We start from the raw sequence: 15,036 nt of genomic DNA, 5'->3' as shown, positions 1-15,036 counted from the left end.
TATTCACTATATCGATTAACTCTTCCATCGTTCCGTAGATCACCTCGGTAGGAATGGCATCACCAAAATGTTCATTGTATAGGGTGTTTAAATACCGAAACTCTTTTGTATCTGAGCATTTTGCATTAATCTAAGCCCTTGGTACACAAAGAGATTTTGAGCATAAAAAAGGACTTCACCCCAACTTGGAGAAGTTTTTTGGTAACGACACCAAAACACTCAAGAGGAGGAAGTCCCCTTTGTATATTCTCCAAGAAAGTCTATTTTCCTTTGAGGAGCTTCAAAAAATCGAATCAAAAGAGCGATTGCCCATCTTTTTCAGCGCACTGGACCTGCGACCTTACGCGAGACAATTGAGAAATCCTTCACCCCGAGGAGCGGACGGGCACTGCCGTCAAGGCATTCTTCGCGCATTACTCGTGGCTCCCTTAGAGAACATCGATACGTTCACCGGCCTAGCGCGCAGACTGGAGTTTGACCTTCGTTTCCGTTACCAATGTGGACTTCGGCTGGACATCCCCGCCCCTTCAATTTCCACGTTAAGCCGGGTTTTTGCCGAGTTGACTCGCAAAAGCCTTGCCAAGCAGTTGTTTGAGGATCTTGTGGCTCAGTGCCAAGAAGCTGGAATCATCGACGGCACTCATGTCGCCATCGACAGCGCAGCCATTCACGCCTACGAGAAAAAAGAACCCAAGCGAAAAAGCGAGCTCACTGGCCATGCCAACTGGGGTGCAAAGTTCGACACCTTCGGCAACAAAGTCAAGTGGTTTGGCTATAAGCTGCATTTGGCCGTCGATGCCAAGAGTGAACTTCCTATGGTGCTCCAGGTGACTCCTGCCCATGTGAACGACGGAGACGAAGGGCCTGCACTCATGACGATTGTCGCTGCAAAATCCAAAGTGAAATTCTTCATGCTGGATGCGGGCTACGACCAAATGAAAAACTACGAGGCGGCCCGGAACGTCAAGGCGCAAGCCATTATTCCGCTGAATCCACGAAATGAAAAGGAACCGCCAGCGGGGATCACCCGCAAAGGCACGCCTTGTTGTTCGATGGGATTTCCTATGACGTATTGGGGACAGGAAAAGGTACATTTGAAATTTCGTTGTCCACATGCGACAGGTCAAGTGGATTGTCCTTTGGGTATGGTCACTTGTTCGTCGTCCAATTATGGAATGGTGGTTAAAATCAACAGTCAAACGGATCTCCGGCGTTACGCGTTGCCGCATCGGGAAAGCCGAGGCTGGAAGGAACTTTACAATAAACGAACCAGTGTAGAACGCTGCAACTCTCGAATGAAGACCTATTTAACTGCAGACCAGCTTCACGTCTGGGGGATTCAAAAAGTGACAACACACCAATATTTGAATGCGATTGTGTTACTTGCCTCTGCACTTGCCATCGTCAAGCAACGAGTCCAAAACGCCGCTTGAAATTTCAAATTCATTGAAATTCTGCCCGTCTGTCCATTTATCGCTCCGCTCTCACAACACTGAGATTTCGCTGTGGCCTAACCATGGACTCTCAATCGAAATATGAATTATGCAAAATGCTCATCTATATTATTCAAAGCTTCGGTCCAGCCATAATATTTGGGTAACAAATTATAGCCATAATTACTACTTTCCTTAACCTTATAACGCAGACCTTCTATTGTCTCTGTCTTAGGGATTTTATATTCACTTAAGACACCATAATGCTCACTATACTCTTTCAAAATATTCTTGTATTCCTCTGATTCCAATATATCCCATACCAATTGATCTTCCGATGTCTGTATCAATTCATTCACTTTATGAAAATAAAAATCTATCTGTTTTTCCTTCGCTCTTAGCGATTCCTCCAATTTCTTACGTTCAGCCGCTTCTCCAGGTAAACGAACTTCCTGCCTGGAGTGGCTATACCATAACCAACCGCTGGTTGTTATTAAGACGATGAACACAATTACTCCACAATACTTCCATTTTCTCTTAGTCATGAACGCCCTCCAGTAACTATTCGAATCTCTAATAGAAGAATAAAAATAAAACCACACTTCCAGAAAAATCCACGAAAATATGGTCTTACGCTGTTTTTTTAGTACCGATAATACTCTGGCAGCAGATTTCGGTCTTCTTTCACACTTTTGTTCACTATATCGATTAACTCTTCTGTCGTTCCGTAGATTTCCTCTGTAGGGATAGCATCATTAAAATTTTCTCTAAAGAGAGCATCCGTTTCCTCAAAATCTTTTGTTTGCAAACTCATTAAAACATTGGTCCATCCATAGTACTCGGGTAACAAATCATAATCCTCAGTTATACTCTCATCGACCTTGTACCTAAATCCACCCAACGTCTCAGTCTTGGGAATATCATATTCATCAATGATTCCATAATGCTTTATGTACTTCGCAAGAACAGCTTTGTATTCTTCCGATTCTAATACATCCCACACCAATTGATCTTCCGATGTCTGTATCAATTTATTCACTTTACGAAAATAAAAATCTATCTGTTTATCCTTCGCTCTTAATGATTCCTCCAGTTCCTTACGTTCAGCCGCTTCCCCAGATAAACGAACCTCCTGCCTGGAGTGGCTATACCATAACCAACCGCTAATTGTTATTAAGACGATGAACACAATTATTCCACAATACTTCCATTTCCTCTTACTCATGCACGCCTCCAGTAACTCTTCGGATCTCTAATAGAAGAATAAAAATAAAACCACACTTCCAGAAAAAACCACGGAAATATGGTCTTACGCTGCTTTAATATCGATAATACTCTGGCAGCAAATCCCTGCCTTCTTTTACACTTCTATTCACTATATCGATTAACTCTTCCATCGTTCCGTAGATCACCTCGGTAGGAATATCCTCACCAAAATGTTCATCATATAAAGTGTTCAGATCTCGAAACTCTTTCGTAGCCATATTCATCAAAGCTTCGGTCCAGCCATAATACTTGGGCAACAAATCATACCCCTCAGCTATACTCTCCTCGACTTTGTACCTGAACCCGCCCAAAGTCTCAGTCTTGGGAATAATATACTCATCAATGATACCGTATTGCTTTATGTACTTTTCAAGAACAGCTTTGTATTCTTCCGATTCTAATACATCCCACACCAATTGATCTTCCGATGTCTGTATCAATTCATTCACTTTACGAAAATAAAAATCTATCTGTTTGTCCTTCGCTCTTAGCGATTGCTCCAGTTCCTTACGTTCAGCCGCTTCCCCAGATAAACGAACTTCCTGCCTGGAGTGGCTATACCATAACCAACCGCTGGTTGTTATTAAGACGATGAACACAATTACTCCACAATACTTCCATTTCCTCTTGGTCATGCACGCCCTCCAGTAACTCTTTCAATCTCTTATAGAATAAAACCGTATTTCCAGCTAAAGTTACGGAAATACGGTCTTACCTGCTTTTTAGAGTCCATAATACTCCGGCAGTAAATTCCGGCCTTCTTTTACACTTTTATTCACTATATCGATTAACTCTTCCATAGTTCCGTATATCTGCTCGGTAGGTATACCCTCACCAAAATGTTCATTGTATAGGGTGGTCAGATCTCGAAACTCTTTCGTATCCAAACTCATCAAGACGTTGGTCCATCCATAATATTTAGGTAACAGATTATAACCCTCAGCAATGCTTTCTCGTACCTTGTATCGGTATCCTCCAAGAGTTTCAGTTTTGGGTATGCCGTCCTCGTCCATGTAGCCGTACTGTTTATTATATTCTTCTAGAATCTCCTTGTATTCTTCCGTATCCAGCATATCCCACACCAATTGATCTTTCGACGTATGTATCAATTCATTCACTTTACGAAAATAAAAATCGATCTGTTTATCCTTCGCTCTTAATGATTCCTCCAGTTCCTTACGTTCAGCCACTTCCCCAGATAAACGAACTTCCGGCCTGGAGTGGCTATACCATAACCAACCGCTGGTTGTTATTAAGACGATGAACACAATTACTCCACAACACTTCCATTTCCTCTTAGTCATGTACGCCCTCCAGCAACTCTTTCAATCTCTAATAGAATAAAATAAAACCGTATTTCCAGCTAAAGTTACGGAAATACGGACTTATGCTACCGTTTAGTATCGATAATACTCTGGCAGCAGATCCCTGCCTTCTTTCACACTTCTATTCACTATATCGATTAACTCTTCCATCGTTCCGGAGATCACCGCTGTAGGAATAACATCACCAAAATGTTCATTGTATAGGGTGTTCAAATCTCGAAACTCTTTCGTATCTATATTCATCAACGCTTTGGTCCAGCCATAATACTTGGGTAACAAATCATAACCCTCAGTGATACTCTCCTTGACCTTGTACCTGAATCCTCCTAACGTCTCAGTCTTAGGAATAAAGTATTCACTAATGACACCATAATGCTTATTGTACTCCTCAAGAACAGCTTTGTATTCTTCCGATTCCAATACATCCCATACCAATTGATCTTCCATATGTAGATCCTTCTCTCCTTTTATTGGATTATCATTTAATTCACTTTGATTCAATTCGTGTATCAATTCATTCACTTCATGAAAATAAAAATCCACCTGCTTCTCTTTCGCTCTTAGCGATTCCGCTAGTTTCTTACGTTCAGCCGCTTCCCCAGATAAACGAACTTCCGGCCTGGAGTGGCTATACCATAACCAACCGCTGCTTGTAATTAAGACGATGAACACAATTATTCCACAATATATCCATTTCCTCTTAGACATGAACTCCCTCCAGTAACTCTTCAAATCTCTTATAGGCAGTTGGGAAATACTTTCTAAAATTAGCACGCCTATTTGGGTCAAATTGAGCTTCATAACAATGAGCGAAAGCTTCTATGTATATTTTGTCAGGATTCTCTGTCCAATATTTCTCAGGATGTTGCCAATTACCTATAATTCGCTCCGTGCTTTTATTTACTTTTACTATGCTTAATCCACTATATAGATCAGATACCGCAGAAAGATTATTTGACATTAATTCCTTACTTATTATCTTGTATAATTCCTTGTAATCAATCAATGGTTTTTCCTTCCCATTCCAATAATTTGGATTCATAATATCTTCCAGCCTTATTTTGATGTTACCTAGCATCGGTATAAGTTTAGGATCTAGCTCACTTAAGTACATAGCATTTGCACGGGATTCCATTATATTCTTAAAATCAGCTCTTAGATTTTCCCGGAAGGTCTTATCATCAGATAAATCGCCTGCAGCATGATCAATGTAATGTCCATACTCATGAAAGAAAATTACACCTATACCTTGTTTAGAGAAGTCATCATCAATATTCAGAAAAACGGTCTTTTTAGAATCACGATAATAGGAACCATCATCATCCCCAGTGAGTTCTTTCAATGAGTCATCTTCCACATATTTCAATAACAATTCCTGTGCAATAGGTGTGCCCTTCATATATCGTTTAATCACTTCTTTAAGATATTCCTCATGATCTGCCATCCCGGAAAAGGTCCCCATCTTCTTAATGAACAGGGCTTCAATAAGCTCTTTTCTCGTAGGTGCGGCTCCCGAGGTTGCATCCACAGGTTCGGGTATCCTTATCTTCAGGAGATCATAATAAGCCGGGGGCTTCGGAGGAAATGCGTTAGGTAATAGAGGAGTAAACACTTTTGCAGCGTCTGCCTGTTCTTGCTCGCCAAAATTGATCTTGCCCTGTTCACCCCGTTTTTGCCCTAAGGTTAAGTGAAAGCTGCCTGTACCGCTGTAGTTGTCATAATTCTCTTCATAATTAAGTACATAGGCTTTGGTAAAGTTCAATTCACGTACAATCTGTTCTCCTTTCTCATAGACAATAGACACCTTCCGGTAAAAATCCGCTTCGGGAGCATAGGGTAAATACGCCCACTTGGTGAGTTCCAAAATACTTTTTTGAGTAGTCCGCTGTGCACTCCTAAGGGAAGGTTCTATTCTTCCGACTATTCTCAGGACATACCCCGTATCCCCGGTCCTTGCCATCGCATTCCCAATAGTATTGTGTAAATATTCTGTAGATACTAACGATTCTTCATACAATTCAATGATGCTGTCATCTGTATCCAGCCCTTCAATTCTCATGGAAAGTCCCATCCATCCACCTCTATTCGCCAGTTTTCCAATTATATCCTCAAGACAAAAGAACCATTTTTTCCTTTATTATGTATATCGGTTATAAAATATTTTTTCATTATATTCCATATAAACAATAAAATTCTTCCACAGCAATGGGAGAGCCCCCCGTTTGTGAGACTGGGATCAAAACGCCTAACAAGTCAAAGAAGCCAGTCGCCGGAATTGGCGACTGGCTATTTAGTTTCGCTTGAATCCGATTGAGTTATTAGGGCGGGGACATTAACAGCGAGCAGCTTGATAAATTCTACCTCTCACTCGAAAAACCCCAAAAACTCTTCAATCGAATCCGCTAGAACACCGTTTGGATTTTCGTCATAAGTGTCAAAATAACCGTAACCGCAATCAATCCACTCAACCTTGCCTGTGTCATTATTAAGGAGGATACAAATATCGCCGATGTTGACAAACAAGGAACCGATCATCATCCGTTTGCCAAAATCATTGCCGCCGGTCCATTCATGAAACCCGTATGCAATAAAATCCGCAAGCTCTTTTTCCGAGCCGGGCATACTCAACATGACCTCGCAGTTTCCTTCACAATTGTTGAACGAAAACCAAGTATCCCAGCGAGTTCCATGCGGTTTGATATGGACTTTCTCTCTGAGATTCAAAACACCGCTGGCCCCCTTCCCAAATGAACGTGTATACAAGCTTTTTATGCCCTCGCATAGTGGAAATCCAACCTTCTGCTCGGCCTCCGTAAAATCAATCGCCAGGCTCCCGCGTTCTTTTTTTGACAAATTAGTTAGTTTCATCATATTTCCTCCCATGAGTAATTAATGCCTCTGCAGTATGGACCCTCCCTTTACAAGCAAACCTTGTTCTCTTACACTTGAAGGTACTGTGAAATAAAAGGAGGAAGCAGATTGGAGCAACAATTTTTAATAATGGCACCTTTATCTGAACTGGCTTATTGGCCGGATGAAAATGCGGAAGAATATTTGGTACATCCTAACTTTCAGAACATCATGGACGCTCTGGACATTACAATCCCTTTCCATGACATTTATGAATATGCTCTGGAACAGCCTGTCCATACTGGTCATGTGCTTAAATATGTCCATAAGGATCAACCTGGAACTTACATTATCCTGGACACCTATCAAGATCCGATTGACCAGTTGGGCATGGTACAGTTCGGATGGCGCACTACCAGTAATCACAAGCTGATTCAGCAGTTGTCCCGAAAACTTTATGATGAGTGCGAACACAAAGTCTTTTACCATGAAGGCCAATCTGTACTCTATAAGCTGACAAGACCTGAGCAATATCCCCTTACCCTCCGTTATGGAGACAGAATATTTCAACAGGAGCTTAAAATCTACCAGGTATAGACTACAGCCTCACAATCCGCCGGTAATGCAGCTGATCGAGCCAATCCAACCATTCCTGTTCGTCTTCATGATGGTCATGGTAATATACAGCCGTTGTCAAATAACTGAAAAACTCGCCCGGACCGCCGCTCTGGATAACCATACCGTTGCCTCCTTTGCCAATCGACCCGCCGTCTCCAGTCCTGGTCAGCTCCTTCTGATATGGATCTCCCAGAAAGTAAAGCCCGAAAGCGTTCGGCGGCTCAAGATGCATGGAATCGTTCATTCCGTTCCCCCATGGGAACAAGGTCCGGCAGCCAGCGCCATACAAATACTCCCACTCGTCTTCAGTCGGAATATCGAAGCCCCGCTTCAATGTGTAATCGGCCCAATCCTCGAAATCCTCACTTTCATTGAACAGGTAGATGCGGATCTGTTCTCCATCACGATCCAGACGATAGGAAGGATAGTATTCACGGTTTCCGTTAGAGTTGTTCTTGAACGTATCCAACCGCTCGAACAGCTCGGCGTGTCTCTCTGCATCCAGTTCCCGGGCAGCCACTTCAGTCCAGCCAACAGACTGGGTATTACGTTCTACCAACATCGGCTGGATGACAGCGTTTCTGACTGGAGTCATTATTCCACGCAGCCTCTCCTCCACCTTCTTGGACGCCACCCCGATTAGCGAAAAACTTTCTTCCATTATCCTGGAGGCTGTACTGTCCGGCTCCCCGGACCATCCGTCCCAGCCCAAGGTTACCTCGTTGCCGGGAACAAATACAAATTCGACCCCTTCATAGGCGCACACTCCCGTTTCCAAACTCTGCCCATAACGTTCAAAGCGCTCCAGCCGACAGAACGAAAAGCCTTTCGGCAGCCGTTCCTGCAGCATTTGTTGTTTTTCAGGCCCGGATAACCGGCTCCACGCCATATGATTCAATGTAACCATCTGATTGTCCCCTCTCATAATAAATGCCAATCTGCTCTCAGGAAAACCCAGTTTATATACGTCGTCCAAATTTTTTCAAATATTCCTCCACGTCATTATAAATGCCGGATTGGTTGGAGTATTTCACATAATTCTTAGCTGTCCGCAGCCATTCCATAGTTGAAGGCCGGACTTCTTGCAGAACAGCCTCGACATCCGACATCCTGATAGGCCGTTCGACTCCTGTCTCCAGGATCTCTTCCAGCACCTGTTCGGCAGCTCTTTCGCACAGATTCTCAATATCGGCACCGGAGAAAAATTCAGTTTTTGCTGCCAAAAAAGGGATGTCTATTCCCTCCATATAGCGATCAGCAAGTTTAAGCCTGAATATTTGCTCACGGGCTTCCTCATCCGGCGGGGCAACAAACACCAAGCGATCGAACCGTCCGGGCCGTTTCAGTGCGCTGTCCACATCCCATGGCATATTAGTTGCACCAATCACCAGAATCTGATCTGTATTGGTATCGATTCCTTCCATTTCGGTCAGAAAAGTATCAATTACTCCCCGCATACTGGAGGAAGATTTGGACCGGTTATATCCCAGCGTATCAATCTCATCGAAAAACATAATGCTTGGCTTCCGGGAACGTGCTTTGTCAAAGAGATCCTTCAGGTTCTGCTCACTGACTCCAATATAGGGGTCGAGAATATCCGTAATGCTGACCGGAATAAAATTGGCCTGACACTCACCGGCTGTAGCTCTTGTAATAAAGGTTTTTCCACAGCCAGGGGGGCCGTACAACAAAACACCTCCACCTGCTTTTTTACGGAACTTGGAGAACAGACTTTGATTTTGAAAGGGACTGATAATCCGAAGCTGAATGGTTTTCTTAAGCTTGTGAAGTCCGGCAACATCATTAAATTTAATCGGGGCAGGCCCTCTCTGCGCTGATACTGCGTTGTCCTTGCCGCCTGAGAAGACGGTCAGCCCGGCGCGCCCGGTATGTACCTGCTGCTCCTTATTCTCAAGGGTAAGATCTTCATGCTCGAACGTTTCAATTTCCGGTTCGGCAACAAACCCAGACGCTGCGGAAATATTATTCTCTAAACTTGCGACGGGAGAGCCTGCCTGAAGACTTGAGGTGATTGAAGATATCGCTTGAATCAATGCAAGCCGCTGAGTTTCCTGCTGACTAACTGCCAGTGCAGCACTATAAATTTGCAGCGCCTCCAGGGCTTGTCCACGCTGTTCCAATTCCTGGCCCAACCAATAATGGGCTTCTGCATCTTCAGGATGGAGAAGTAATATAGTTTGCAGCCATTTTAATTTATCCATATTCGTCCTCTTCTTTTATGTAATTTATAATAACGCTTCTTCAACCGTTTGCCATGAAGGAACGCCGTAGCTCCATAATCTGATTAAGTCTGGATCAAGCTGTCTGCTGTCTCTCGCCCATTGAAGCTCTTCAGTAGTGTGCAAGCCCTTCAGCATACCGTCCTCCACAACAATCCAACGCTTGGAATCCGCATGCGCACATCTAACCGGCAAACTCCATGGCTCCGTATAGGTTGGATCATAGGGATACTCTATACCTTCTGGAACTGTACAAAGACAACTGATATAAAAGCGGATATCCTCAAGCAGACTGGCAAATTTCCGCGGATGGACGAAAGAATATTTATATTCGCCGATAAGCAGAAAACGTGATTTGGAATTGTCTATCGGAGCCAGTGCTAAATTGTCGTAACTGATAAAGGCATCCGGAAAGGGATGGTCAAAAGGCTCGCGAATATAGATGCCAATGTCCGTGATAACCACGCCATATTCTTCTTTTTTACCTAATACGGTTCTAAAATGCGCGATTACTCTTTCGTTCTTACTAAGGCGGAAGGCCGCACGATTCAAAAACTTCTCATCCAGAGGATGTTTCGGATAAAACTCGGAAATGAAGAACTTATGCTTTTTACAGATATATTCTAGGAAAAGAGCATCTGCTATGAGTCCGTCATTCTCAGGTAGTTCAGCCCGCCCGATTAGATCAATAACCCATTTCTTAGGAGCGCTTGATGATCCCTGTTCTTCTGCTTTTTGGGCAGCTATACGGGACAAGCTTTGCAGTATCATTATGAGTTCCTCTACAGAAAGCTCACAATCGGATAAATCATAAGATCTCGTACCGATGTTCAGCGCAATTTTGTCATTTACTCTAGAGAGGTGGCTTCCCGCCACTAACTCCCATGGAATACATTCGAATGCACTCCAGAGTGCTTTCCAGTATAGGCAAGACTCAGTAATCAGAATTCCGTCTTTCACTTTACCGGGCTTGGAGAAGCTTAGAAAAATTACGGTTGAATGTTGTTGATAACCCGGGAATCTGTCCAGAAGATCATTTTCACTGACGCAATTGTAATCAAACGGGGCGAGATAGCTCCTATTCCCAACATATTCTGAGCAGACGGCTCTCATCTGGTCCACAATGGGCTGAGCTGAAAGCTCCCCCTGCGCCTCTGTATTAATAACCATTGAACGGATGGATTCCAATAATTGTACTATCTGGTCGTTGGATACATCAGAGTGCGAGAAATAAAGAATTAAGCTTCCCAAGGTGATGCTATGTTTGTTACGCCGCTTAATAGGCCCTATATCAGCCATCCTTCTCCAGGAAATACGCTTTTCACTTCGACCACTCTTATAATACATAGCCACCGGTGTCAGCAAAATTCCGTTCTTATTCGAGAATAATCCGCTATCCATATAGATTAGCAATCGCTCGTTATCTTGGATATTGAACACATCTATCAGCTGCCTTGATCGTTCCTGAAGCAGGTTGCCTTTGTATATTTTGGGCCCGGAGAACGGATCAAGCAATTCTATTAATTTCTCTTCTATATTATGTATTTGCATAGATTTCACACCAGCCTATTGAGTTGAGCATCTTGCTGCCGTCTTGCTTTAGGGATCGTGTAGAAGCTTAACGTGAACATTAGTGTTTTTAACAGCGTAATAATGACAAGCTTCACAGGGAGTATGATACATCGCTTAAGAAATGGAACCAAATTCCGTTCTGCCACGCTCATCTGCGAGAGTTCTTTCAGCCAGCCTTCGATGTAAGGATTTCCAGGCCATTTACGGTTCAGACGCTTGAAGTAATAGTACGCAGTAGGATAATGTTTGGCGTCAAAATGAGCTTTGCCATACATCAGATGAACCTCCAGTTCTTCGGGCATCAGGCGCAAATACGCCTTGAGTTGTCTAATCGGCTGCACTTTGCCCTCCTCCAGCAATATTTTAGAGAATTGCAGCTGGTGTTCCGCATGTGGTGCCACTTTTGTTTTGAGATGATAGGATCGCCTGAGGTTTTTGAAAAAGTGTTCCTTCTGTGTTTCATAGATGTGGAGTTGTTCTTTTGCCATCAAGGCAATTTCCTGGTTAGGATCAAACATAAGAGCTAATTCGCAATGTTCTCTAGCTTCCTTGACCCGATTTTCCTGGAGCAAAAAGATTGCATAGCTTCCATTTGTCTCTGCATTTTGCGGCTCTAGTTGAAGTGCATGGCGATACTGCTGTTCCGCTTCCTCAGTTCTGAATAACATAAAATATATAGCTCCAAGCTTCACATGATGCTCGGCAACATCTGGATCAAGCTGGATGGCCAGATGGATTTCCTGCACCGCTTCTTCAGCTGATTTCAACAAATGAGGATTAATGACAGGCCTGCTGAAAAAGTTGGGGCGGATAAATTGGCTCATCTTGAATTGAATAGTAAACTGGAGGGAGAATTTATTGATGATATTCCCGGCCTTGGCGAAATGAAATTCGGCTATTTCCGGATCCAGGCGAAGACATTGCTCCAGATATGCAGCCTGCTCATCCCATTGCTGTAAATCTTGATGAATCTCACTAAGCAGGAATAAGATCCATTCATCTGCCGGTGCTTGTGACAACGCCTGCAAGCCAACATCAAGAGCTTCTTCGTTCCGGTCCAGCATATACAGGGTCCGTGAGAGGTAGTACAACGCTTTTGAATCTGTTGGTTGTGTCTCCAGAATTTGATAGGCAAGCTGTTCAGCGGCTATGTATTTTCCACTATCATGCAAAACAACTAATTCGTTCATTAACGATTGATGTTCTCTCTCCACATTTAAATCCTCCTATATCTTGGATGCTATTTAATATTTCGACATTCCACTCCTATTCTATAAATAATTATTCAAGAAATAAGCCGCTAATGATCCAAAAACACAGAGCAGCGATTCTCCGGTAACAGGAGAATCGCTGCTCTGTGTTTTATTACGGTTCGGAGTATGTAGAGGGCCTGGCTCCACTCGTAGAAGATCTACTTATAGGCCAGCCTGTTATTTAAACGATACAGATTCCAAAATCTTATCTGTTTCAGCCTTCGACGCATCATCTACGTATGTAAGAATAAAGTTGAATGAATAGCCTTCAATTAATGTGCTGTAATATTCTTGTGTGACTACTCCCAAGTCTCCGTTATCAATGGTACCTTTCAACATGTCCATATCTTTGCCACCGACTTTTACCGTTGTGATTTCTGTAAATTCATACGGCAGCTGGCTTGCCTTCGCCTGCTTTATATAAGCTTCCAGATAGTCCTTACCGTCCTTAATACCTTGGAGCATGCTTAACTTCTCGGCAACAGAGACAATGGAAGGCCCTACTTCACCTGAGTCTAACGAAAATTTGGAAGCCATCAGCAGGTTAAGTGTTTTGGTCTTTGCCAGATCAAGCTTTTTCTTCTTATCTGCATTATCACCGGCAACAATTTCCATGCCAGCTTCCATAGTCGCCATCATCTCGTCTGCGCTCTGGTAAACCCATTCTTTTGGAAAATTAAGAGACACACCGAAGTAATCATTTTTATAAGTACCACTTTCAGTCACACCTAAGCTAACTTCTTTATCTTTCCCCCCGCATGCCGTAACCATCATCAGCATTAACACCATTACCATTGATAATAATCCTACTTTTTTCTTCATAATACCCTCCTGATGTTTCTCTCTTTTTTAAACACCAGATAATATTAGCATGCGGTCCCATCATTTCCCACTATATAAAACTATAGGGAGTGCTAAAACAATGACATCCGAGTCGCGACAGAAACAGCTTCTGAGCTGGATCGAACATCCAGCTTATCAAAAATAATTTTCTTATGATGATTCACTGTACTCTCTTTAATTTTTAATTCTGAGGCAATCGCTTTTCCTGTCAGTCCCTGAGAAATCAGTTCGAGTACGTTTAATTGACGTTCACTTAGTTGTGCTGAAAGCTGTTCAGCGGCCTGATTTACAAGCTGGTCCTGGTAATTGATCAACATATCTGCCGGAATCAGCTTGGCAATCGCGATTAGTTCACTTTTCATATCAGCATTAATCGTGGAGACATCGAGATAACCAATAATTTCTTGATTAACAATTAGAGGGATCGAAAAACAATGCCAATCTTTAAAAAAAGAGTTCTCATGATCTTCAGGTGGTAAATACACGGGACAGCCTTGGGCAATGGCCTCTGATATTGCATTTACACCACAATGATCCTCTGTAAAAAGCATCCCTAAGTGAATAGGGGACCTGCTCACTGTTCTCTCCAAGTTAGGGCTGTAATCCATCGCGAGCAGAACTCCCTCCTCATCTGTAAGAAGAAATAAAAATGTGCCGGAAAGATGTTCTTTAATATTGAAAATACAGTCCTGGAAAACTTCAATTAAAAGTTGATTCGGAGCACTTCTCCGGATAAATTGCTGCGTATTCGATAGCAAGCAGTCTTCTTTTCCAAGTCTGCCAGATGTATCGATGATATTAATCATTACTATATTTCTCCTTCCGTATATGCTCATCCAGATTGTGGATATTCCTTTAATACTTATCGGAATAACTGAAGGAGAACTTAAATTTTATGAACAACGCTTGCGGAGAATGCAAAAAAGCCGCCAAGGTTCTGGCGGCGTAAAGTTATACGTTAACGAAATAATAAAACTTGAACAATTATGTGGGGGGTAGCCCATACTGCCAAATAAGACGATATCTAAAAAAGCCATGGATACATATTAGTCTATAAAAAAATACAATATAAGTCTATTACTTTTTTTGTATAAATTGTATGTTATATAAGCGGCCGCGGCGCAAAATGAAGAATGAAGGGAGAGCACTACATGATTACGCTCAGAAAAATCACGCTGGAAAACCGGCGGTCCATCTTTAATCTGGAGGTTTCAGAAGACCAACGCCGTTATGTTGCGTCCAATCTGTCAAGTATGGCTTCATGTTATGTTCTGACCACCAATGGGGGACATCCGTTTCCGTTTGCTATTTATGCGGATGAACAGCCTGTCGGTTTTGTTATGCTGACTTATGGAATCACCGGATACGATCTCCCGTCAGTAGCAGACGGTAATTATTGCATCCTGCGGCTAATGATTGACAAGCAATTCCAGAATCGGGGCTATGGTCGGGCAGCCATGACAAAGATATTAGAATTTATCCGCACCTTTCCAGCCGGGCCTGCAAATTACTGCTGGATCCCTTATGCAGGCGAAAATTCCGTCGCCCAAAAGCTATATGAAAGTTTCGGCTTCCGTGACAACGGCGAAATCTGTAACAACGAATTAGTAACCGTATTGCAAATCTGAAATGCTGC

16 protein-coding genes are annotated in these 15,036 nt (G+C 42.8%); 3 read left to right on the top strand and 13 right to left on the bottom strand.

Features of this window, described 5'->3' with window-relative positions; translation table 11 throughout:
• Positions 1-239 precede the first annotated feature (239 nt).
• Complete coding sequence (locus tag MHI45_RS34005) at positions 240-1,433, top strand: transposase (protein WP_341159872.1); 1,194 nt, start codon at positions 240-242, stop codon at positions 1,431-1,433.
• Positions 1,434-1,540: 107 nt separating this feature from the next.
• On the opposite strand, the gene MHI45_RS34000 is transcribed toward MHI45_RS34005, so the two are convergent.
• The 7 genes from MHI45_RS34000 to MHI45_RS33970 form a co-directional block, all read right to left on the bottom strand.
• The gene (locus MHI45_RS34000; protein WP_341118701.1) at positions 1,541-1,978 is read right to left on the bottom strand and encodes a hypothetical protein; all 438 of its coding nucleotides are present in this window, start codon (positions 1,976-1,978) and stop codon (positions 1,541-1,543) included.
• 98 nt (positions 1,979-2,076) lie between these two features.
• Entirely contained in the window at positions 2,077-2,658 is a 582-nt protein-coding gene (locus MHI45_RS33995) for a hypothetical protein (RefSeq protein ID WP_340898646.1), read from the bottom strand.
• 94 nt (positions 2,659-2,752) lie between these two features.
• Positions 2,753-3,334, bottom strand: coding sequence for a hypothetical protein (locus tag MHI45_RS33990; RefSeq protein WP_340898647.1), 582 nt, complete (start codon positions 3,332-3,334; stop codon positions 2,753-2,755).
• A gap of 87 nt (positions 3,335-3,421) precedes the next feature.
• Entirely contained in the window at positions 3,422-4,003 is a 582-nt protein-coding gene (locus MHI45_RS33985; RefSeq protein ID WP_076112771.1) for a hypothetical protein, read from the bottom strand.
• Positions 4,004-4,096: 93 nt separating this feature from the next.
• Complete coding sequence (locus MHI45_RS33980) at positions 4,097-4,732, bottom strand: hypothetical protein (RefSeq protein WP_076112770.1); 636 nt, start codon at positions 4,730-4,732, stop codon at positions 4,097-4,099.
• Positions 4,725-6,095, bottom strand: a complete 1,371-nt coding sequence (locus tag MHI45_RS33975; protein ID WP_341118699.1) for a hypothetical protein — start codon at positions 6,093-6,095, stop codon at positions 4,725-4,727. Before MHI45_RS33975 ends, MHI45_RS33980 begins: the two co-directional genes overlap by 8 nt.
• 293 nt (positions 6,096-6,388) lie before the next feature.
• On the bottom strand, positions 6,389-6,907 hold the full coding sequence (locus MHI45_RS33970) for a hypothetical protein (RefSeq protein ID WP_341118697.1): 519 nt from the start codon (positions 6,905-6,907) through the stop codon (positions 6,389-6,391).
• Between the two features lie 96 nt (positions 6,908-7,003).
• Between MHI45_RS33970 and MHI45_RS33965 the strand changes: the two genes are divergently transcribed.
• The gene (locus MHI45_RS33965; RefSeq protein ID WP_340898650.1) at positions 7,004-7,471 is read left to right on the top strand and encodes a hypothetical protein; all 468 of its coding nucleotides are present in this window, start codon (positions 7,004-7,006) and stop codon (positions 7,469-7,471) included.
• A gap of 1 nt (position 7,472) precedes the next feature.
• On the opposite strand, the gene MHI45_RS33960 is transcribed toward MHI45_RS33965, so the two are convergent.
• The 6 genes from MHI45_RS33960 to MHI45_RS33935 form a co-directional block, all read right to left on the bottom strand.
• Positions 7,473-8,399, bottom strand: a complete 927-nt coding sequence (locus MHI45_RS33960; RefSeq protein WP_341118695.1) for a hypothetical protein — start codon at positions 8,397-8,399, stop codon at positions 7,473-7,475.
• Between the two features lie 52 nt (positions 8,400-8,451).
• Positions 8,452-9,714 (bottom strand): AAA family ATPase, encoded by a 1,263-nt coding sequence (locus tag MHI45_RS33955; RefSeq protein WP_341118693.1) that lies wholly within the window; start codon positions 9,712-9,714, stop codon positions 8,452-8,454.
• 24 nt (positions 9,715-9,738) lie between these two features.
• Positions 9,739-11,283, bottom strand: coding sequence for a hypothetical protein (locus tag MHI45_RS33950; protein ID WP_341159871.1), 1,545 nt, complete (start codon positions 11,281-11,283; stop codon positions 9,739-9,741).
• Between the two features lie 5 nt (positions 11,284-11,288).
• Positions 11,289-12,518 (bottom strand): tetratricopeptide repeat protein, encoded by a 1,230-nt coding sequence (locus tag MHI45_RS33945; RefSeq protein ID WP_341118690.1) that lies wholly within the window; start codon positions 12,516-12,518, stop codon positions 11,289-11,291.
• Positions 12,519-12,734: 216 nt separating this feature from the next.
• On the bottom strand, positions 12,735-13,379 hold the full coding sequence (locus MHI45_RS33940) for a hypothetical protein (protein ID WP_256718201.1): 645 nt from the start codon (positions 13,377-13,379) through the stop codon (positions 12,735-12,737).
• Positions 13,380-13,471: 92 nt separating this feature from the next.
• On the bottom strand, positions 13,472-14,206 hold the full coding sequence (locus MHI45_RS33935; protein ID WP_076112762.1) for a LuxR C-terminal-related transcriptional regulator: 735 nt from the start codon (positions 14,204-14,206) through the stop codon (positions 13,472-13,474).
• Positions 14,207-14,551: 345 nt separating this feature from the next.
• Here MHI45_RS33935 and MHI45_RS33930 point away from each other — a divergent pair, with 345 nt between their 5' ends.
• Entirely contained in the window at positions 14,552-15,028 is a 477-nt protein-coding gene (locus MHI45_RS33930) for a GNAT family N-acetyltransferase (RefSeq protein ID WP_038591074.1), read from the top strand.
• The last annotated feature ends 8 nt before the right edge of the window (positions 15,029-15,036 follow it).

The organism is Paenibacillus sp. FSL H3-0321 (assembly GCF_038002865.1).
GTDB lineage: Bacteria > Bacillota > Bacilli > Paenibacillales > Paenibacillaceae > Paenibacillus_AQ.
This window is presented reverse-complemented; position numbering and strand designations above follow the sequence as displayed.

Coding starts and splice junctions, on each gene's coding strand:
- MHI45_RS33960 (WP_341118695.1), bottom strand. CDS start 8,399: ATGGTTACATTGAATCATATGGCGTGGAGCCGGTTATCCGGGCCTGAA.
- MHI45_RS33970 (WP_341118697.1), bottom strand. CDS start 6,907: ATGGGAGGAAATATGATGAAACTAACTAATTTGTCAAAAAAAGAACGC.
- MHI45_RS33955 (WP_341118693.1), bottom strand. CDS start 9,714: ATGGATAAATTAAAATGGCTGCAAACTATATTACTTCTCCATCCTGAA.
- MHI45_RS33940 (WP_256718201.1), bottom strand. CDS start 13,379: ATGAAGAAAAAAGTAGGATTATTATCAATGGTAATGGTGTTAATGCTG.
- MHI45_RS33935 (WP_076112762.1), bottom strand. CDS start 14,206: ATGATTAATATCATCGATACATCTGGCAGACTTGGAAAAGAAGACTGC.
- MHI45_RS33990 (WP_340898647.1), bottom strand. CDS start 3,334: ATGACCAAGAGGAAATGGAAGTATTGTGGAGTAATTGTGTTCATCGTC.
- MHI45_RS33995 (WP_340898646.1), bottom strand. CDS start 2,658: ATGAGTAAGAGGAAATGGAAGTATTGTGGAATAATTGTGTTCATCGTC.
- MHI45_RS34000 (WP_341118701.1), bottom strand. CDS start 1,978: ATGACTAAGAGAAAATGGAAGTATTGTGGAGTAATTGTGTTCATCGTC.
- MHI45_RS33985 (WP_076112771.1), bottom strand. CDS start 4,003: ATGACTAAGAGGAAATGGAAGTGTTGTGGAGTAATTGTGTTCATCGTC.
- MHI45_RS33980 (WP_076112770.1), bottom strand. CDS start 4,732: ATGTCTAAGAGGAAATGGATATATTGTGGAATAATTGTGTTCATCGTC.
- MHI45_RS33975 (WP_341118699.1), bottom strand. CDS start 6,095: ATGGGACTTTCCATGAGAATTGAAGGGCTGGATACAGATGACAGCATC.
- MHI45_RS33930 (WP_038591074.1), top strand. CDS start 14,552: ATGATTACGCTCAGAAAAATCACGCTGGAAAACCGGCGGTCCATCTTT.
- MHI45_RS33950 (WP_341159871.1), bottom strand. CDS start 11,283: ATGCAAATACATAATATAGAAGAGAAATTAATAGAATTGCTTGATCCG.